The 20,482-nt window shown below is 31.3% G+C and carries 21 protein-coding genes and 1 CRISPR repeat array (1 of these 22 running past the window's edge); of the genes, 18 read left to right on the top strand and 3 right to left on the bottom strand.

Annotation, left to right across the window (positions count from 1 at the left end; genetic code table 11):
- The first annotated feature begins 3 nt into the window (after nucleotides 1–3).
- The 11 genes from ACSVC9_RS10335 (at nucleotide 4) to ACSVC9_RS10285 (ending at nucleotide 8,391) form a co-directional block, all read left to right on the top strand.
- Nucleotides 4–1,137: a baseplate J/gp47 family protein gene (locus tag ACSVC9_RS10335; protein ID WP_446897411.1), complete on the top strand. Its 1,134-nt coding sequence runs from the start codon at nucleotides 4–6 to the stop codon at nucleotides 1,135–1,137.
- Nucleotides 1,124–1,756 carry a YmfQ family protein gene (locus ACSVC9_RS10330; protein WP_446897410.1) on the top strand — a complete coding sequence of 211 codons (633 nt, stop codon included), beginning with the start codon at nucleotides 1,124–1,126 and terminating at the stop codon, nucleotides 1,754–1,756. The genes ACSVC9_RS10335 and ACSVC9_RS10330 overlap by 14 nt, the downstream gene beginning before the upstream one ends.
- Before the next feature lie 3 nt (nucleotides 1,757–1,759).
- A complete protein-coding gene (locus ACSVC9_RS10325) occupies nucleotides 1,760–2,512 on the top strand; it encodes a phage tail protein (protein WP_446897409.1) in 753 nt (250 codons plus the stop codon).
- A 13-nt stretch (nucleotides 2,513–2,525) separates the two neighbouring features.
- Nucleotides 2,526–4,001 (top strand): radical SAM protein, encoded by a 1,476-nt coding sequence (locus tag ACSVC9_RS10320; protein ID WP_446897408.1) that lies wholly within the window; start codon nucleotides 2,526–2,528, stop codon nucleotides 3,999–4,001.
- A 13-nt stretch (nucleotides 4,002–4,014) separates the two neighbouring features.
- Nucleotides 4,015–4,896 carry a radical SAM protein gene (locus tag ACSVC9_RS10315; protein ID WP_446897407.1) on the top strand — a complete coding sequence of 294 codons (882 nt, stop codon included), beginning with the start codon at nucleotides 4,015–4,017 and terminating at the stop codon, nucleotides 4,894–4,896.
- 4 nt (nucleotides 4,897–4,900) lie between these two features.
- Nucleotides 4,901–5,554: a hypothetical protein gene (locus tag ACSVC9_RS10310; protein ID WP_446897406.1), complete on the top strand. Its 654-nt coding sequence runs from the start codon at nucleotides 4,901–4,903 to the stop codon at nucleotides 5,552–5,554.
- 15 nt (nucleotides 5,555–5,569) lie between these two features.
- Nucleotides 5,570–6,022, top strand: coding sequence for a hypothetical protein (locus ACSVC9_RS10305; RefSeq protein WP_446897405.1), 453 nt, complete (start codon nucleotides 5,570–5,572; stop codon nucleotides 6,020–6,022).
- Nucleotides 6,023–6,037: 15 nt separating this feature from the next.
- Nucleotides 6,038–6,175 carry an XkdX family protein gene (locus tag ACSVC9_RS10300; RefSeq protein WP_446897404.1) on the top strand — a complete coding sequence of 46 codons (138 nt, stop codon included), beginning with the start codon at nucleotides 6,038–6,040 and terminating at the stop codon, nucleotides 6,173–6,175.
- Between the two features lie 456 nt (nucleotides 6,176–6,631).
- The gene (locus tag ACSVC9_RS10295) at nucleotides 6,632–6,913 is read left to right on the top strand and encodes a hypothetical protein (protein ID WP_446897403.1); all 282 of its coding nucleotides are present in this window, start codon (nucleotides 6,632–6,634) and stop codon (nucleotides 6,911–6,913) included.
- Nucleotides 6,914–6,916: 3 nt separating this feature from the next.
- A complete protein-coding gene (locus tag ACSVC9_RS10290) occupies nucleotides 6,917–7,747 on the top strand; it encodes a glycoside hydrolase family 25 protein (RefSeq protein WP_446897402.1) in 831 nt (276 codons plus the stop codon).
- Between the two features lie 2 nt (nucleotides 7,748–7,749).
- A complete protein-coding gene (locus tag ACSVC9_RS10285) occupies nucleotides 7,750–8,391 on the top strand; it encodes a hypothetical protein (protein WP_446897401.1) in 642 nt (213 codons plus the stop codon).
- A gap of 229 nt (nucleotides 8,392–8,620) precedes the next feature.
- On the opposite strand, the gene ACSVC9_RS10280 is transcribed toward ACSVC9_RS10285, so the two are convergent.
- Nucleotides 8,621–8,812, bottom strand: a complete 192-nt coding sequence (locus ACSVC9_RS10280) for a hypothetical protein (protein ID WP_106008455.1) — start codon at nucleotides 8,810–8,812, stop codon at nucleotides 8,621–8,623.
- A gap of 218 nt (nucleotides 8,813–9,030) precedes the next feature.
- Between ACSVC9_RS10280 and ACSVC9_RS10275 the strand changes: the two genes are divergently transcribed.
- The 3 genes from ACSVC9_RS10275 to ACSVC9_RS10265 all read left to right on the top strand — a co-directional run bounded on the left by ACSVC9_RS10275 (nucleotide 9,031) and on the right by ACSVC9_RS10265 (nucleotide 11,561).
- Nucleotides 9,031–9,786, top strand: a complete 756-nt coding sequence (locus ACSVC9_RS10275; RefSeq protein WP_446897400.1) for a DNA adenine methylase — start codon at nucleotides 9,031–9,033, stop codon at nucleotides 9,784–9,786.
- 114 nt (nucleotides 9,787–9,900) lie between these two features.
- Nucleotides 9,901–11,007 carry a hypothetical protein gene (locus ACSVC9_RS10270; RefSeq protein WP_446897399.1) on the top strand — a complete coding sequence of 369 codons (1,107 nt, stop codon included), beginning with the start codon at nucleotides 9,901–9,903 and terminating at the stop codon, nucleotides 11,005–11,007.
- 32 nt (nucleotides 11,008–11,039) lie between these two features.
- Nucleotides 11,040–11,561 (top strand): hypothetical protein, encoded by a 522-nt coding sequence (locus ACSVC9_RS10265; protein ID WP_446897398.1) that lies wholly within the window; start codon nucleotides 11,040–11,042, stop codon nucleotides 11,559–11,561.
- A 432-nt stretch (nucleotides 11,562–11,993) separates the two neighbouring features.
- On the opposite strand, the gene ACSVC9_RS10260 is transcribed toward ACSVC9_RS10265, so the two are convergent.
- Nucleotides 11,994–12,146: a hypothetical protein gene (locus ACSVC9_RS10260; protein ID WP_446897397.1), complete on the bottom strand. Its 153-nt coding sequence runs from the start codon at nucleotides 12,144–12,146 to the stop codon at nucleotides 11,994–11,996.
- A 96-nt stretch (nucleotides 12,147–12,242) separates the two neighbouring features.
- Here ACSVC9_RS10260 and ACSVC9_RS10255 point away from each other — a divergent pair, with 96 nt between their 5' ends.
- From ACSVC9_RS10255 to gdhA, 4 genes are all read left to right on the top strand, one after another.
- Entirely contained in the window at nucleotides 12,243–12,671 is a 429-nt protein-coding gene (locus ACSVC9_RS10255; RefSeq protein ID WP_446897396.1) for a hypothetical protein, read from the top strand.
- Nucleotides 12,672–12,685: 14 nt separating this feature from the next.
- Nucleotides 12,686–12,844, top strand: a complete 159-nt coding sequence (locus ACSVC9_RS10250; RefSeq protein WP_446897395.1) for a nitroreductase family protein — start codon at nucleotides 12,686–12,688, stop codon at nucleotides 12,842–12,844.
- Nucleotides 12,845–12,991: 147 nt separating this feature from the next.
- A complete protein-coding gene (locus ACSVC9_RS10245; protein WP_446897394.1) occupies nucleotides 12,992–13,204 on the top strand; it encodes a hypothetical protein in 213 nt (70 codons plus the stop codon).
- A 252-nt stretch (nucleotides 13,205–13,456) separates the two neighbouring features.
- The gene (gdhA, locus tag ACSVC9_RS10240) at nucleotides 13,457–14,803 is read left to right on the top strand and encodes an NADP-specific glutamate dehydrogenase (RefSeq protein WP_446897393.1); all 1,347 of its coding nucleotides are present in this window, start codon (nucleotides 13,457–13,459) and stop codon (nucleotides 14,801–14,803) included.
- 136 nt (nucleotides 14,804–14,939) lie between these two features.
- Here gdhA and ACSVC9_RS10235 read toward each other — a convergent pair whose 3' ends face one another.
- Nucleotides 14,940–15,380: a GNAT family N-acetyltransferase gene (locus ACSVC9_RS10235; protein ID WP_446897392.1), complete on the bottom strand. Its 441-nt coding sequence runs from the start codon at nucleotides 15,378–15,380 to the stop codon at nucleotides 14,940–14,942.
- A 350-nt stretch (nucleotides 15,381–15,730) separates the two neighbouring features.
- Nucleotides 15,731–20,482: a CRISPR direct-repeat array (repeat unit 30 nt; unit sequence GTTGAACCTTAACATGAGATGTATTTAAAT); it runs 130 nt beyond the window's last position.

The following is a 20,482-nucleotide window of genomic DNA, read 5'->3' as shown; positions in this document are numbered from 1 at the left end:
TGAATGGCTGAATTTGAAATACCTGATTTCTTAAGCGAAGATGCAGATACAATACATGAAAGAATGCTTTCCAAGGCTCCCAAAGATGTGAATACTATCGAGGGAGATTTTTTCTGGAACAATACAAGACCTGCAGCTGAAGAAATAGCACGTGTAAAGCAGATGGTTCTCACGGATGTCTTATATGCTGCATTTCCACAGACCAGTTATGACAATTACCTGGATTACCTGGGTGAATCGGAAGGGCTTCCTAGAAACAAGGCAACATTCAGCACCGGGAAAATAAAAATTACAGCAGTACCAGGTACTCAAATCGTAAAGGGTAAAATAGTGTGTACTGTTGGTACAGATGATAAGCCAAGCATAGAGTTTGAAATACAAAAAACCACAATTATAGATGATACGGGCGTAGCTTATGTGGATGCAAAATGTACTCAAGCTGGCACTATAGGCAACGTACCGCCAGACAATATAACTTTGCTTGCCACCCCTATAAATGGAGTTAAGGAAATAACCAACGAGGAACAGTTTCAGGGTGGTACTGATATAGAAGACAATACTCATTATAGTGCCAGAATTGTGGAAGCAGAACAGCAGGAAAGGCTTAGTGGTTCTGACAGTGATTATGTGAGGTGGGCAAAGGAAATTGATGGAGTAGGCTATGCCTATGTGGAAGAAGAATGGAACGGTCCAGGTACAGTTAAGGTTTTAATCCTGGATAAAAACAAACAGGCAGCAACACAGGAATTAATAGATGCAGTGCAAAATTATATTGCCCCCATGGTTCCTCAGGGGCAAAACAGGGGAGGGCTTGCACCTACAGGGGCAATAGTCACAATTGCTACCCCGACTATATTGAGCCTTATCATTAAGGCGAATTTTGTTTTTACATCTGGATATGATTCATCTGAAGTGCTTGAGAACATAAAAAATGAGGTAAACAACTACGTTACAAAGATAGAATTAAATGGTACCATACTATTAAAGGCGGTTGATTCAATAGTGGGTTCTTTTATTTTGCAGGGCAAAGGTCTGGATGATTATTCTAATTTGACTATGAATGACGGCTCTAAAAATATAATTCTGAATGAGCAAGTTGCCATAGTAAATGAGGTGGTAGCTAATGCAGTCCCTTAAAGGCAGACAGATGATGCAGTATATTTCTCCTGCACTGCATGACAGCAAAATAGAACAGGCAATATATGAAGCTATAGGAAGTGAATTTGACAGCCTGGAGGAGGCTGTAGCAGATGTAAAGCTGCAGCTTTTCCCACAGACTGCAACTTGGGGCCTTGCATGGTGGGAGAAAAGATTGGGGCTTCAAACGAATTTAAGTGAGGACCTGGAGAAAAGAAGAAAAAAAGTAATTGTAAAGCTTCAGACCAGGTGGCCCATGACACCACTTAACATGGCAAATATAATCAGCACTTATACGAGTGCTGATGTCCATATAATTGAGAACGTGGCTCCATATACTTTTGAAGTGGATCTGCTTAGTAATAACGGCTTTCCTGAAGATTTAATTGACCTATATAAGACCGTAAAGAGAATAAAGCCGTCACATGAGGGTGTTAGATATAAATTAACTTCCATAACCAACATGAATATCTATTATGCTGCAGCTTCCATATCTGGAGAAACAATAACTGTATATCCATGGACACCGAAGTCTATAGAATCAAGGGGAACAATAAATCTTGCAACAGCATCTGCAAATAATACGGAAACCATATCTGTATATCCAAAGGAGGGATAAATCTTGGCAGAGAATTTCTATACGATACTCACAAATACAGGCAAAGCTAAAATAGCCAACGCAACAGCACTTGGTACAAAAGTAAACTTTACTACTCTTAAGGTCGGGGACAGTAATGGTACTTATTATAACCCCACAGAGACACAGGAAGACCTTGTACACACTGTCTGGAACGGGAATATAAATTCCATAACTACAGATCCGGACAATCCAAACTGGATAACTATAGCAGTTGTAATTCCGTCTAATGTAGGCGGGTTTGTGATTAGAGAGGTTGGAATATTTGATGATGAAGGAGACATGCTTGCTATAGGCAAATATCCGGAAACCTACAAGCCACAGGTATCAGATGGGAGCACGAAAGACATAACCATTAGAATGATTCTAGAAGTCTCCAATAGTGCCAGCGTAACTCTAAAAGTAGATCCTACGGTTACACTTGCAACCAAAGCTGATTTAAATGCATTGGCTGGAAAAGGCAGGACTACGGAAACTGTAAAAGGAAACACAGACAATATAGCCAAATTGAATAATAAAGTATTAAGTGGTACAGGAACTTTTAAGGGTACTGCCGGAGTAACAATAAATCATACAGCTAATACAACTGATTATGTTGTGCATATTACAATAGCATCTGCTGATCCTGAAGGTGCTGTGGGTGTATATTGGGTGGAGAATAAGACATCTACATCCTTTGTAGTAAAAAATACTGATGGTATAGGAATTAATTTCGATTGGATTTTAGTTAAAGAATAGGGAGGAAATTATATTGAACGAAATATTACCAACAGCTTGTTCGTTATTGTTAACCGAACAATGTAATTTAAGATGCAAATATTGCTTTGAGCATCATAAAGATAGATGGATGAATAAGACTATAGCAGAGAATTCGATAAATTGGTTATTTGAAAACGCAAAAAAAGCTAATAAAAAAACAGTTAATGTAACCATGTTTGGTGGAGAACCTATGTTAAATTGGGAGGTAATGCAATTTGCTTTTCAAATGGGTTACGAAAAAGCACAAAAAACTGGGATAGCATTTAGTGCTGGAATTATAACTAATGCAACAGTTATGTCAGAAGACATTTTTAATATGCTAAAAAAATATAGAGATAAAGTTAAATTGAATGTTCAATTATCTATTGATGGAATTCCTGAAGTACAGGATATGTATAGAGTAGATATTCATGGAAATCCAACATGGGATAAAGTTAAAAAAAACATTCCTATATGGAAAAAGCTATTTGAAGATTGTGCTGATAGGCTAAATGTACATGGCTGTATAAACCATAAGACCATAAAATATCTGTATCAAAACTATAAATTTTTTCACGATACATGGGGATTTAAAAAGATTTGGTATATTCCAGTAGCAGAGGAGCAATGGACAAATGAAGATGTAGAAATATACAAAAATCAAATAGATAAAATATATAAGGATGTAATTAATATTGTAAAAAAAAACAAAGAAAATCTAAAACTAATAAACAATAAATTAAACGATATTTTGAATAAGCACAATTATACCAACTTAAAAGATAGTTTCATTAAGTCTAATCTTACCAATGCTTTAAATGAAATTTATAATTATGCTCCTTTAGACAGATGTTTTAATTATTGCCAACCAATGAACAGTAAAACATGTGGTGCAGGCGTAAATTATGTGACTATAACTGCTGATGGAGAAGTATATCCTTGCCATCAAATATATTTCAATGATCCTAATAAGGAGACATTATTAGGTAATATTTTTACAGGTATAGATGATATGAAAAGAAAAATATTTTTAGAATATGATGCAAAAGAAGATTTTGAAGGCTGTAAAGATTGTAATCATAATAATTGTTATAGATGTTTAGCAGCTAACTATGTGTTTACAGGAAGTATGTTTAGCCAGATAAAAAATAAATATTGTAAGATGATGAAAGTTGATCAATATTATCAAAAAAAGTTAAGGGAGGATTTAGTGAATATGGGCTTATTAGCAAAAAAGAATTGCAATCCAGATAGTATAGATATAGGAAATAATTCAGATTGCTTGTGCGATTGTAGAGGATCGAATGAATGTAACCAACATAATTCAGATGGAACACAATATTGTGATGTAGTGGAGAATATTTTCGATACTAATAGAGAGCAGAGTTCTATTAATATGGAAGAATCATTAAATATAATTGCTAGTGGTATAGAACAGACACTCAATAAAATTGATAATTTAGAAGATCTTATTAAGGAAAATTTATAAAAGAGGTGATATTTTGGAAAGATATGTTATTCATGTTACAAAAGAATGTAATATGGAATGCAAGTATTGTTATGAAAAAGATAAAACTTCTAAATATACATGGAAAGAAGTAAAAGAGTTATTAGACAATATTATTAAATATAATAAGGATAAAGAATTTGAAATAGAATATCTTGGTGGAGAACCTTTATTAGCTTTTAATATTATTAAAAAAGCTACAGAATATTTAGAAAGCCAGAGAACTGTTAAAATTAGAAGTTATGCCATTACTACTAATGGAACAGTACTAAATAAGGAAATTATTGAATGGCTAAGAAATAACAAAAAAGTATATTGGTTTGCTTCTATGGATGGTACTAAGTGGATGAATCAATTAAGAGTATTTAAGAAATCTGGTATTAATTCACATGATATTGTACTTAAAAACTATAAAATTTTAGAAAAAGAAATCGGCAATAATAGGATAGGCGTACATATGGTTACACATCCATATAATATTGCGTATCTATCACAGGGGATTAAACATCTTTATGAAAATGGTGTTAGAAATATTGGTGTAGGAACAGTAGAATCTACAATTATTATAGATGATGAGTATTGTAATAGGTTTGTAGAAGAGTTAAATAATATATCTATGAATATATGTAATGGAATATATAATGATTTAAATATTGATGTATTATCTTATCTAAAGCCCAAAAGTGACACTAGATACTATATAAAAGATGAAACCGGCAAGACAATAGCGGAAAGTTATGGCAGAACAAAGAATGATATAACTAAAACAGACGTTTATAATTCTATTCCTACACAGTCAAGAGTTGGTAATATGATTGAAGATATAAGAGAAAAAGTTTACTACAATCATCAAATAAATTTAAAAAATAGGAGATGATTGCATGTTAAGTTTATTATCATTAAAGAATATAATTATTAATAATAAAAAGGGCTACACTATTACTCCTACGGTAAATAGTTTAAGAAGTTTAAAAGTGTTATTAAATAATATGTACGCTGTAAGAACAGCAAGTGGTTCTTATTGCTCTGGTCATAGTGGAGCACAATATAATGGTAAAATATCTCTAAGGGGAATGAATGAAGCTTTAAATAATTTGAAAGCGTGTAGTTGTAATAACAGAACTGTAAATGCTACCACTTGTTCCTGCAACGGGAGAACGAGTGGGTGCAATTGTGATAATTATTCTTCTGGCTGTTCATCAGTTTGTACATGTAATAGTAGAACTAATTCAGTTTGTGATTGTCAAGATAGAACTGGTGTACCTGAATCAATAGTTGATTCTGATGCACTGGGATGTGATTCAGTTGGGTGTGATTCAGTTGTACCATGTTCGTGTAAAAGTACCTATGGCTATATTGACTGCCTTTGCTATACAAGAACAGGACAACCCATTTGTACATGCAATGCTAGAACTAATGAAAATGGCGAGTGGGGTTCAACATCACCATCTGGGTGTACTTCACAAATAGCATCTGGGTGTGATTGCCAAGGTAGAACTACATGCAGTTGCAATACAGTAAATGAATTTAATTAGAAGGGAGTCTTAAATGTGTCTAAATTTCAAATAACATTAGCAAATAATGTTAGCTATGTAGCTGATTCTATACAAGAAACTGTACAAAATCAAAATGGATACTATGAAAACTGTTTATCTTTAAATTTTTATAGACAAGAAGGTGGGGGTAATTATGATTTGAATGAATTACAAACATCATTTTCTAATTCATCAAATTTAACATCAATTGTAATAAAGAAATTGGCTGAAACAATAGAGAATTCAGATGGATCTACAACTAATATACCAGAAGAGCAGATATTAAATTCTACAGATTATCAAACTTTTAGAAGTATTTATAAATATTATGAAACGGGTATGATTAATATATGTTTATCTAAATCTAAACAAGCTACAGAATTGAACCAATTACAAAGTAATGTTGCAGAATTACAAAGCCAAAATGCTCAAATGCTTTTAGCATTGGTAAATGCAGAGTTAATATAAAAGGAGGTAACATAAATGGACTGGTTTAAAATATGCTCAACTTACTATAAGGCAGGTTTTTATACAAATGACTCTTTAAAAGTGTTTACTAATAAGGATAAAATTACAGCAGAACAGTATAAAACCATAACTGGGCAGGACTACACAGCATAGAGCACAGGGCAAATAGGGGCTAGAGGTAGCTTTTTTATTTTTGCCTTTTTAGAAGGATCTATCTAAAAATAGGATAAAGGCTCACCTAACGTTTAGATCAGCCTCTACCTTATTGTATTGTCTGGTTCCTAGGTATAAGAGATTGTATAATTATATACTTATCTCATGCTTTATTGTACACATTGAATGTCAAAACAATATGTGAAAATGTAACAAATATTATATATAACGATTATTATTCTAGTAAATAATACTTTAGGTGTAAAATCGAGGTGAATCAAAATGTTAATAATTTTGACTATAATCCTTGTACCTATAATATTTATTTATGTAGTAGTATTTATTCTTTGTAGAATGGCTAGTAAGGAAGAACATTCAGAATAAACAATTACAAATAAAAAGAGTTTTGGGGAAATCCAAGGCTCTTTTTTAATGCAGAAATTAAGGAGGCTAGAGATGGATTATGCAACTATCGGGTTAATTTGCACTGTAATAGGTGCAATAGTGGGAATTATAAGTGCATTTAACTATATGAAAAAGCAAACTAAGGAAGATGCATCTTGTAATACTAGATTGGAGACCAAATTAGATTATATCGGAAAAGACGTAAGTGATATAAAGCTAGATTTTAGGTCACAAGCTACTAAAATAAGCCTTATTGAGGAAAGAGTCACCAGAGTTGAGGAAAGCGCAAAATCAGCTCATCATAGGATTGATGGTTTAGAAAAGGAGGAATAATTTATGTTAAAAGGTGTTGATATAAGCAATCTTAATGGTTCTATAAATATGAACCTAATAAAAAATGCCGGTAATTCTTTTGTAATTGCCAAAGCCACCGAGGGAAGTACCTTTGTGGATAAATTTTATAACGATAATATTAAAAAAGCCAAAGCCCTGGGACTTGTTACCGGGGCTTATGCTTTTGGAAGATTTAAAGATAAAGAAAAAGCCATCCAGGAAGCAAACTTTTTTAAATCCACTGTTGCAGGTACTGATCCGGATTTTGTAGTTCTGGATTTTGAACAGCAGTGCAGCGGTGACATGACAGATGCATGTCTGGCATTTCTGGATGCCATATCTTCTATAGCTCCGGCGGTGATTTATTGCAATCCAAGTTATATAAAAGAACATCTGAATTCCAGGATAACAAAATATCCTCTTTGGGTGGCAAATTACGGGGTAAGTAGTCCGTGTTTCACGCTATGGAGTAAATATGCTATATGGCAGTATACGAATAAAGGGCAGATACCAGGTGTGTCCGGATATGTGGATCTTAATTATATGGCGGAGGATTTTTATAATCTTGTAAAAGGAGGTAAGAAGAAAGTGGATGCTATTGTGATATATAACTACGGTGCTGATATGCATTCTGCGGAACTGTTGGCTGATTTTTTAAATTGTCCTACAATTTCTAATGCCAGAAAGTTTGATTTTAGCCAAGTAAAGAATGTTTATGCTGTTGGTGGGAAGAAAGAACAATATACAAGCTATTTGACAGAACTGATCAGCGGTACGGATAGATATGAAACAGCAGAACGTGTACTTAATTTTATAAAAAATGGAGGTAAATAAAAATGTCAGGTTTAACTATATTATTTATTGTTATAGGGCTGGCCATTGGAGTGGGAGCTGCAGTATTGGTGCTCCTGCCAGCTTTAAAGAGGAAGGGTGTTGACACTGGAGAGATATTACAAAAGGTTGACAACGGCCTGCAGGAGGTCAAAAAATATACTGATGCTGCAAAAGCTATAGTACCGGGTAATAAATTTCTGAATATTTTGAGTATCGTAGAACACTATGCGGAGATAGGTGTAGGGCAAGCTCAGCAGCTCAATATATCTTCACAGCTTCCAGCGGACCAGAGGAAAAAGAGTGCTGAAGATTATGTATATAGTGTACTTCAAAAGTTGGGTATAGAAGTTGATGACAATGTAAAGGCCATAGTTTCCGGGGTAATTGAAAACAAAGTATATGAACTCAAAAGCCCAGAAGAGAAAAAGTCAGCTGGGCAGACGGCAGTTCAAAGTCAGGTATCGCAGCTTCAAACTCAAAATTCACAGCTACAGAGTGAAAGAGACAAGCTGCTGCAGGAAAACGGAGAATTGAAAAAGAAGGTTGCTGATATGCAGAGTATTGTGGGGACTACGCAGAGTACGAATACAACAGCAACTCAGTCAGCACAAAGCACTACGGCTCCAGCACAGCCAGCTCAATAATTTTAGCCATAGGTCATTGATTTGGCCTGGGGCTTTATTTTTCACTTCAAAAGTATATTATAGTATACAAAATTTAAAAATTTTGTATGGAATATTGGACGTTTTACTTATTGAGTGTTTAAAATAATATACAATGTGATATAATATATGTATAAGAAGCCGTTACGGTTTTATATGATTTTTTAAATGTTTTTACTGTTTAAAATGCACTCAATGGGATGGGTGCATTTTAGTTTTTTGAATGATTATTTTCATCATCAACAGTGACGGAAATTTCATTATTATCCCTAAAGTTATTTTTATGTTTAAGTACAGCTTTTTCCTTTAAGTATGCCAATATAGCAAAAATTACTGTAGTGCCCAGAGCTATGCCCATTGTTGTTACGCATACTATGGAAACGATAATAACGTAAGCATTCATATATGTCACCCCCTCTGCTGTCAGATTAACCGCAACGACTCCATGGGAGAGATAAAGCCCGGAGGGTGACTAACTAAAAACATCCTTATTCTCCTGATAATCATTATAGCATAAATTTTAATCATGAATCTATATTTATAAAGCTTATCCATATTCTACCTTGATATAGAACATATGTTCGTATATAATAGTATTATCTGGAATATGGGAGGTAGTATATGAATAGTTTTATAGGATGGATAGGTGGAAAGAAATTACTCAGAAAGGAGATAACTAAAAGATTTCCCGAAAGTTTCAATAGATACATAGAGGTGTTTGGAGGTGCAGCATGGGTATTATTTTCAAAGGATAAATTGGCCAACATGGAAGTCTACAATGACATAAATGGAGACCTGGTGAATTTATTCAGATGTGTAAAATTTCACCGTGGGGAGCTGCAGAGGGAACTCTCATTTATGTTGAATTCAAGAGAAGTATTTTATGATTTTGTCAGCCAGTATAATACTAGAGGTATGACGGATATTCAGAGAGCAGCACGTTTCTTCATGCTGATTAAGACAAGCTATGGAAGCGACCACAGATCCTATGGATGTGTAAAGAAAAATGTTAATGTCATGATTCAGTATCTTACGGATATTCAGGAGAGGTTGTCTGATGTAGTCATTGAAAATAAAGATTTTCAGGATTTACTTAGAGTATACGATAAAGAGGATGCGCTCATATACCTGGACCCGCCTTACTATGGTACTGAAAAATACTATCAAGTACAGTTTTCAGGGAAGGACCATATAAGGTTATGTGACTGCCTTAAGAATGTGAAGGGTAAATTTATTCTTTCTTATAACGATTGTGAATTTGTGAGAGATTTATACAAGGATTTTAGTATAGATGAAGTTCAGAGAAATCATAATCTTATGGGAAAGTATGGAGATAAAGAGCATAGATACAGTGAGTTGATTATCAGAAATTATTAAACATTTAAAGGACTTTTTTAACTAAATATTGAATATATACAATATAAGTAACAGATAATGTAATTACGGTGAAGTTAGTATACTTTTGTCGAATTTATTGAATAATTTGGTAGCATGTCCTATACTAAAGAAAAAGCCTATTATAAGTTTGGCGGACTTATAATAGGTTATGTGCTTTCAAATCATTTGACATCTCCATTATATAATAATGTTTTTGAAAGTGCAACTTTACTATATTGGGGGATTAAGTTATTAATGAGCATAAAGAGAATTAGATGTTTTACTTATGATTTAAAGCGAAGGGATAAAACAGTAGACAGTAAATATTTAAAAGATGTAATAGAAGAATTATTTGAAAGTAAGAATGTAAAAACTGTTTCCTATATGAATAAGGCCTTTATATTTAAAGACAATGATGAAGAAAATTATTTATCACTTGAATATTTAAAACATGTGGATGATATTGATGTAAATGATAATTATTTGTTTTTTAGGATCGGAAGAGAAAAAGATATAGAAGGAGCAATAAAGAGAAATTTGGAAACCTTTGAGGGAAAAGAAATAATAGATAAAGAAGACCAAGACTCATATAATTTGGAAATATGTACGTATATTTTAGTGGATATTAAAGACAGTATAGTTTTGGAGCTATATGGGCAATATGCACCTACGGTTAAATCATTTAAACATATATTAAATAAAAGTTTTAGTAATAATGAATTTGATTATAAAAAAATAGTTTCAGAGGAGTTAATTAATGCGTTGTCAGACGAAGGAGTTAGATTAAATAAAATAAGATATAATTATGAAGTTCCTAGTGCTGATATACTTACAAGTTTAGGGTTAGATGATGTCCAAATACAACAGATACGGAATTTAGATTTTTATCAAATTGAGGTAACTCTTAAGGCTAGAAACCATGTACCTCTAACTACGAGTAGCCAAAAAATAAAACATACGATAAATGCTCTACGTCAATGTACTGAGAAAATAAAGAATACATTACGCATAACTGGTAAAACTAAAAATACTAGTAGTAAAGATTATACTTTTAGAGAAGAAGATGTAACATTTAATTTAGATATTCCTAGTGTAAAAGTAGATGATGGTTTATCTATAAAATTGTCGTTAGATGAAATAGCGAAGGAAGTATATTATAGAATGAAAAATTTATATGAAGGTGAAAATAAAGCACGAGTATTAAGTTATATAGAAAAATAGCAATTATAAATTTTAATATGGAGGTGGTGTAAATGAAGTTATTAAAAAAAATAATTACTTATATTTTAATAAGTATTGTATTCAGCATTATATTTAAAGTTGATTTTGTTAAGCAAAACCATTTTAATTTAATAACCGTTACTACTGTTTTAGTAGGCTTTTTATTTACATCTCTTTCAATTTTATTGACTTTTTTAAATGAAAAAGTTATACAATTTCTTGATAAGGCCGATTCGCTTGATAATATATATAAGAATATTATAGAAGGTATCCAATTGGGGATATCATCTGTTTTAGTGTCATTATTAAATCTGATACTATTTGATAATATTAAATTAAATTTTAGAATAAGACAAGGAATATATAGTCTAGAACTCGTATTATTAATAGGTACCATATTATGCTTATTTATTGCTGTTATAGATACTAAGAATTTGATAGATTGTATAAGAATAGATAGAAAAAAACAAAATGATAAAAAAGAAGCAAATAGGATTATGGAAAAAAATATAAATAAAATTTTAAAGCGCAAACTGCAGGTTACAGGCCAATAAAAAGATAAACAAAAGCTCTGGTGAATCCAGGGCTTTTAAAATAGTATTTACAATAAATAACCCCCAGCCCAAAGCTGGAGGTTTAGCTTTTATAAATAGAGTAAATATTATATAATTATATATATCAGAATATCTGATTTTAGTAATAGTTCCTTCCATTAATTTATAGTGGGAAAGATGTGCTAAAATAAGTAATATCAAATGGTGTAAACCTGATTTGAATTTACACCATTTTTACACCATAGTTTTAGATAGACATAAATATTAATATTTTATTATAGTTGTTAAACCTTTATAATTCAAAACTTGCAGAAAATCATATACACTTACAATATTGGAAAAGTGAAATCAGGAGTTCGATCCTCCTAGGGACTACCAAAAAGAAAAGAATGGCTTAACATCAATGGTTAAGGTGTCCTTATTTTTTTATTTTTAAGGATTATTTACCGATTTTATCCTGCTTAAATAGTTTATTATAATATTTCTATACAAACCTTCATATCTTGCAAATGTAGTTGGTTTTATATTTCCATACATTTTCACAACTTCAAATAGCCAGCTTTTTATTTTGTCTTTGAAACTCATTAATTCTATTTTATACAAATAACGGAATTGTTATAATTTATTTGAATTACCATACGATTATACATAATAAGCTGTACTTTAAGGAGGTTTTTTCATTTGATAAATATAAATAATATAAATTACCGGGAAAATCTTATGTATGAATATAATAAGATTAAGAATAACTTAGGCAATAGTAATAACTATATAAATAAAGCTATTACTGACAAAAACACTTATTCTGATAATAATACTGAAAAATTTGATCCATATAATAGTACTTTTGCACAACTAATAAAGGAAGACAGAAAATTACTTAATGAAGGTAAAATTACAGATAAAGACTATGGATGCATACTGATTCATGCCTTTATATCAAGAATACGTGTTGTAAATACTAAACTTGTATTAACAACTAATAGTGATTATAGTCAAAATTGGGTATCGACATTTAATAATATACAACAGAGTCATAAAAGTGCTGGATTGTGTCAAGATTATGATGAAGACGAAAGACTTCAAAAGATAATAGAAGGACTAGAGTAATTATTTAAAAAACTGTGATTAGTTATGCTATTCTTATAAAGAATATTAGTTGTAGAAAATATCAACAAAAGCAGATCAGAAAGGAAGAGCTGGATGTTATTCTTGAAGCTGGAACTTATGCACCAACGGGTATGGGGAAACAATCACCAATTATTGTTGTTATACAAGACTAAGAAACGATCAAAGAAATTTCTAAAATAAATGCAGCTATTATCGGAACTAAGTCTGATCCATTTTATGGAGCGCCAACTCTACTTGTTGTATTTGCCGACAGAAAAGTTGAAACTTATGTTGAAGATGGCGCACTTATTATAGGTAATATGTTGAATGCTGCTCATGCCATCGACGTGGATTCTTGTTTTATTTACAGAGCAAAAGAAGAGTTCGAAACAGAAAAAGGCAGAGCACTGTTAAGAAAATGGAGAATCCAAGAAAATTATGTTGGAATCGGTAATTGTGTTTTGGGATATGCTGCTGAGGGTGGTGTTGCGCCAGCTGCACCTAGGAAAAAGGATTATATTATACGCGTTTAATTTCTTGATGATTAAAAGAATAAATAATCGAGGAGTTTTGAAGAAATTCAAAGTCTAGAGTTAAAAAATGCTCTAGGCTTTTGTTTTTTTATTAAGTATGCTATTTTTTGCCTGGATAGTGATTGATATATTGTTTTTAAAAATATTCTAGTAAAAAATTCTTATTATTTTCAGTATTTAAAATATATGTTATAATTTAAACTTGTTAATACAATTTATTATTGACAGAAAATTAACGAAAGGATGTTATATATGAAAAAAACTGAAGCATATATTGCTTATATTTTAAAAAAAGTAAAGGAAAAAGATCCGTATCAACCAGAATTTAGTGAAGCTGTTCAAAATTTTTTAGGCACTATGGTACCTGTTTTGGACAAGCACCCAAAATATATTGATGAGAATATATTGGAACGTATTATAGAACCTGAGCGTATCATTCAATTCCGAGTTCCATGGGTTGATGATAAAGGTAAATATCAAGTAAACCGAGGCTTTAGAGTACAATTCAACTCAGCTATTGGCCCATATAAAGGGGGTCTTAGATTCCATCCAACAGTTAATTTAAGTATTATTAAGTTTTTAGGATTTGAGCAAATTTTTAAGAACAGCCTGACTGGATTACCTATTGGTGCAGGAAAAGGTGGAAGTGATTTCAATCCTAAAGGTAAATCAGATAATGAGGTTATGAGATTTTGTCAGAGCTTTATGACCGAATTGTCAAAATATATTGGAGCGGATTTAGATGTACCTGCTGGTGATATTGGTGTAGGAGCTAGAGAAATAGGTTATATGTATGGACAGTATAAACGATTGAGAGGTTATCAATCAGGAGTATTGACTGGTAAAAAAGTGGAGTATGGAGGTTCTTTAATTCGTCCGGAAGCTACAGGATTTGGTTTAGTATACTATGTAGAAGAAATGTTGAATGCCTTGAATAATTCTTTAAAAAACAAGAGAATTGTAATTTCAGGGTCAGGAAATGTTGCAATTTATGCAGTTAAAAAGGCCCATGAACTAGGTGGAACTGTACTTGTTGTTTCAGATTCTAATGGATATGTTATTGATCCAAATGGTATTGATTTTTCGATCCTTAAACAGATTAAAGAAGTTGAACGTGGAAGAATAAGTGATTATGCTTATCGTGTTGAAGGGGCGCAATATCATGAAGGATCTGCTTGGAATTCGGATCTCAAATATGATATAGCCCTACCTTGTGCAACACAAAATGAAATTGGTGAAAAAGAAGCGCATAAAATTGTTGCTAATGGTGTTAAATTAGTGGCAGAAGGAGCAAATATGCCAGGTACACCACAAGCTATTCAAATATACAGGCAGGCTAATTTGCTGTATGGACCGGCAAAAGCTGCTAATGCTGGAGGAGTTGCAGTTTCTGCATTGGAAATGAGCCAAAATAGTATGCGATTAAGCTGGCCTGCTGAAGAAGTAGATCAAAGATTAAAAAAAATCATGCAAAATATTTTTAAAAATTCTGCAGAAACGGCACATGAATATGGGCTCGATAATGACTATTTAAGTGGGGCAAATATAGCAGGGTTTATTAAGGTAGCTGAGGCAATGAAAGCGCAAGGTCTTGTATAAATTTAAGAAGAAACTTAGAAAAATGCTGTAATTAACAAGATTATATTATGGTTTACACCTTGTTTAAAAATATTGGTACATAATCAGCTCAATAGTTTTAGTCCTAGAGTGGAGGAAAACTACTCTAGGATTTGTTTTAATATGTGTTAGGATATTTCATTAAATAGTATGGTATATTGTCACTTATCCCTTCTTCTTCGATTATCCAATTGTGCGATATGTAATAATCAAGAGCTGCAATATTTGATTTTACACATTTCAAAGTTAACGGTAAACTTACTCTTTTTATGGCTTCAATAATAAGATCTGTCCCAATACCTTTTCCTTGAAATTCTTTAGATACAAATAAATTATGTATGAATTTATCTGGTACCCAAATTGATATAAATCCAACTATTTTGTTTTCTATCATAGCAGTTAATATCAATTCGTCCTTTGTACTTTCATCAAAATCCGATAATTTTATATTTTCAGCTCTTTCCCAATGGAATGTACTTTTGCGGACATTATAAAATATTTCTCTTAATATTTTATAATCTGACTGTTTAGCATCTACAATAAGAATATTATCTTTCATTTAATACCTCCATAAATTTTACTTTTCTGTATAATTTGTTTCTAAGAATTATTCTACATAAATATAATAGCATATTTACAATATGAGGTTGGGAAAAATCATAATCCTATGGGAAGATATAGAGAGCATAGGTATAATGAATTGATTATTAGGAATTATTAAGGTATATTTATTTTTTCCAACCTTCAAAAAGGAAAAATGGGTGTGAGTTATTGAATTATATGAATTTTAAGTAGTTTTATTGTTATGTTTATTAAAACCAGAAATCAGTTGGAAAAATTTTAAGAAAAGCCTTTATTTATAAAGTCTTGAGGAATATAATAAAAATGAGAAATGACTATTTTGCATAGGTTGAACCTTAACATGAGATGTATTTAAATCCATTTAAAATTGCATAAAATTGAGTTCTGCTCAAAGTTGAACCTTAACATGAGATGTATTTAAATAATTTATCCCTTAACTCTTTAGGCAAAACTACCCTTCGTTGAACCTTAACATGAGATGTATTTAAATTCAAATACTCTAGTTACAAATCTTTTAGCCTTATCTGTTGAACCTTAACATGAGATGTATTTAAATTATTCATGTAGTCTTTTTCCATCAAAACGTCCTTCGGGTTGAACCTTAACATGAGATGTATTTAAATTCATACTCCAATTCTTCAATTGCCAAATCTATATTTGTTGAACCTTAACATGAGATGTATTTAAATTAGATAATTGGCCAGATAGTACTTGTTTCCTTAAAGGTTGAACCTTAACATGAGATGTATTTAAATGATGCCATGAGAAAACAGTGTGAGCTGGTATTTGAGTTGAACCTTAACATGAGATGTATTTAAATTTCTCTTTGGTGAAATAATTTTGCTTAGTTACTGGGTTGAACCTTAACATGAGATGTATTTAAATGTAAATGCGACATATAATTTTTATATCTTTTGGATTGTTGAACCTTAACATGAGATGTATTTAAATTCTTATTTAAAGCTAAATGTATTAACCTATTTACTGGTTGAACCTTAACATGAGATGTATTTAAATCTATTAAACACTACTCATTACCTCGCCACCTCACACGTTGAACCTTAACATGAGATGTATTTAAATTAAGTAATTATCATTTAATTTTCCTCCTTTTCTATAGTTGAACCTTAACATGAGATGTATTTAAATCCGTTATTCGGTACATTTACAATTAAAGAAGGTTCGTTGAACCTTAACATGAGATGTATTTAAATCTTTGTAAACATTGTGATATTGTGATACAATATTATGTTGAACCTTAACATGAGATGTATTTAAATTTCAGAAACTATTTAGGTTCCATGGACTTGATATTTGTTGAACCTTAACATGAGATGTATTTAAATGGCTACTGAGGATAAAGTTAACAATGGATTCAAGATGTTGAACCTTAACATGAGATGTATTTAAATCAACTGTAAGCACAGTTGTATATGGCACTGATATTAGTTGAACCTTAACATGAGATGTATTTAAATTCTTTAGAATAATTTTCTAAACGAGGATATTCAAAGTTGAACCTTAACATGAGATGTATTTAAATAAAAAATACTTGTATGGGAGGTGTGAAGTGGACTTTGTTGAACCTTAACATGAGATGTATTTAAATGATACAAGAATTATGCAATCAAGAATTTGTTGAAAAGTTGAACCTTAACATGAGATGTATTTAAATTAGAATAAAATTTAGATGAACTAATTAAAAATAGAAGTTGAACCTTAACATGAGATGTATTTAAATGCAGCAACCTCAGCTGGTTAGCTATGAAAATGAGAGTTGAACCTTAACATGAGATGTATTTAAATTTTTCACCAGTTGATAAACCTATCTCTAAAAAAAAGGTTGAACCTTAACATGAGATGTATTTAAATCCTTCAGGCGAACTATCTATAATTTTATCTAAAAGAGTTGAACCTTAACATGAGATGTATTTAAATTTTGTGTTTAAATTATTTATAATATTATTTAAATTGGTTGAACCTTAACATGAGATGTATTTAAATGTACAGTGTTGATGATGTATTCCAGGTTGCAGGCATGTTGAACCTTAACATGAGATGTATTTAAATTTACGGTAGAAGCATTCACTACAAAATTAGATTCGTGTTGAACCTTAACATGAGATGTATTTAAATAATAATGTCTGAGGCACCTGACTATATAGAGTGGTGTTGAACCTTAACATGAGATGTATTTAAATTTGGTGGTGTTGTCGGTGCAAATACAGCACATTTAGTTGAACCTTAACATGAGATGTATTTAAATATCAAGGGCCATGGCTGAGCTGAGGAGTTTGGTAAAGTTGAACCTTAACATGAGATGTATTTAAATCTGTATTCTTTTATTAAGAATATCATTTTAACACCTCGTTGAACCTTAACATGAGATGTATTTAAATTCCAAATCATCCGGTTTCTGGCTCATACCTTTATAAGTTGAACCTTAACATGAGATGTATTTAAATATATAATATATTGGGTAGTGTTGACTTTCTTGTTTTGTTGAACCTTAACATGAGATGTATTTAAATTAAAAATGAAGTTGCTCAAATTGAAGCAGATAAAGTTGAACCTTAACATGAGATGTATTTAAATTGAAATCTTATATTTTTATTTATACCTGCTTTTTTTGTTGAACCTTAACATGAGATGTATTTAAATAAACTTGAAAAGATAGAAGATAGACCTTCAGAGGATGTTGAACCTTAACATGAGATGTATTTAAATAGGAATAGAGTTATGTAAATATTGGCAAGAGTTAAAGTTGAACCTTAACATGAGATGTATTTAAATCCAATTAAGTATTCTAGGGCAATATATGAACAAAAAGTTGAACCTTAACATGAGATGTATTTAAATTCATTCAATTTACTTAGAACATTTTCCCTTTCTGTGGGTTGAACCTTAACATGAGATGTATTTAAATAGTATCTACTCTACAGAATAAGATATCTACTATACAAGTTGAACCTTAACATGAGATGTATTTAAATTGCTTTGTGGCAGGGTGGAAGAGCCAGGGCTTTTCCGTTGAACCTTAACATGAGATGTATTTAAATCTATGGAGTTAAATCACCAAGTTTTACTTTGTGGAGGTTGAACCTTAACATGAGATGTATTTAAATTGTAAAAGGAGAAATAAAAGTTGTGACATAGATATGTTGAACCTTAACATGAGATGTATTTAAATCAAAGCAAATATATTGAGAAAGGATGGCTATCATGTTGAACCTTAACATGAGATGTATTTAAATACAAATGATAAATGATTTTGCTAAGACACATTCCGGTTGAACCTTAACATGAGATGTATTTAAATCTCGTTTTTGGTTACTACCTACAATATCGTTTGAGTTGAACCTTAACATGAGATGTATTTAAATATTGGTTAAAAGAGAGTCCGGAGGGAATCCACTTGGTTGAACCTTAACATGAGATGTATTTAAATAGCACTAGATGTATTAATAAATGCTATGATTGAAAGTTGAACCTTAACATGAGATGTATTTAAATATGGATTGGTCGTTGAAAAAAACACTAAAACAAGAGTTGAACCTTAACATGAGATGTATTTAAATAATAGCCTGCACACTTTAATATAAATGGGCAAGCTAGTTGAACCTTAACATGAGATGTATTTAAATAGCCTATATAATGCCTTGTGAGTGCCTTTATTTTTGTTGAACCTTAACATGAGATGTATTTAAATGATACAGTAGCTATAAAATAAGAAGGATTCCATAAAGTTGAACCTTAACATGAGATGTATTTAAATTTTCCAGTAGTTCTATTTGTAATTACTAGTGCTTGTTGAACCTTAACATGAGATGTATTTAAATTCTGGCAATTTGAAAATGGACAGTGAAGAATATAAGTTGAACCTTAACATGAGATGTATTTAAATTATAAAAATTGTAATTATAAGTAAAAATGGTTTTCCGTTGAACCTTAACATGAGATGTATTTAAATTGTCTGAACCCCACTTTTTAAAGCTTGTAGGCAATGTTGAACCTTAACATGAGATGTATTTAAATACAATATTGCGGGGCTAATGGTGATGCTGATGTAGGTTGAACCTTAACATGAGATGTATTTAAATTTTACTTACTCACCTTTGCTCTCAGTTCATGTAAGGTTGAACCTTAACATGAGATGTATTTAAATAAAAATAAATTTGCTAAATTTATATAGGGTGATTCGTTGAACCTTAACATGAGATGTATTTAAATTACCCAGACTGCTAAATGTTTTAAGTGAAAGTTTTAGTTGAACCTTAACATGAGATGTATTTAAATAAGTACCATGCATAGAATTGCAAAGTTTGATTTACCGTTGAACCTTAACATGAGATGTATTTAAATTCTTATGATGAGGTGGTAACTTGAAATTTATAGAGTTGAACCTTAACATGAGATGTATTTAAATTAGCGTCTCCAGATAGTATTGCAACTGGAGATAAAGTTGAACCTTAACATGAGATGTATTTAAATTATTCACGCTGCTTTATTTTTTCAAGCCCTTCCATGTTGAACCTTAACATGAGATGTATTTAAATTTGCTATCTTTATAGGGAAATCTTCTCTACTATTAAGTTGAACCTTAACATGAGATGTATTTAAATATTGTTGAAATTCTTAACACAGACGTTTGAAGAATGTTGAACCTTAACATGAGATGTATTTAAATCTGCAAAACTAAAATTACGCTTGAAAAAGATTCTAGGTTGAACCTTAACATGAGATGTATTTAAATGATGCTGAAACAGGAATTTATTGATTCTGCTGTAAAGTTGAACCTTAACATGAGATGTATTTAAATTGAGACTTTGCATCTATCTGGCACATGACATTGTTTGTTGAACCTTAACATGAGATGTATTTAAATTCTCGAATCCCTTTTTATCTGCCATAACCGCATGGGTTGAACCTTAACATGAGATGTATTTAAATTTAAAAGTTCAGCTGCAAACTTGTTGGCTTCATTTGTTGAACCTTAACATGAGATGTATTTAAATAATAGTTCAATCATAACTTTATTAAATCAATCTCCGTTGAACCTTAACATGAGATGTATTTAAA

The organism is Clostridium sp. LBM24168 (genome assembly GCF_052953915.1).
This window is presented reverse-complemented; position numbering and strand designations above follow the sequence as displayed.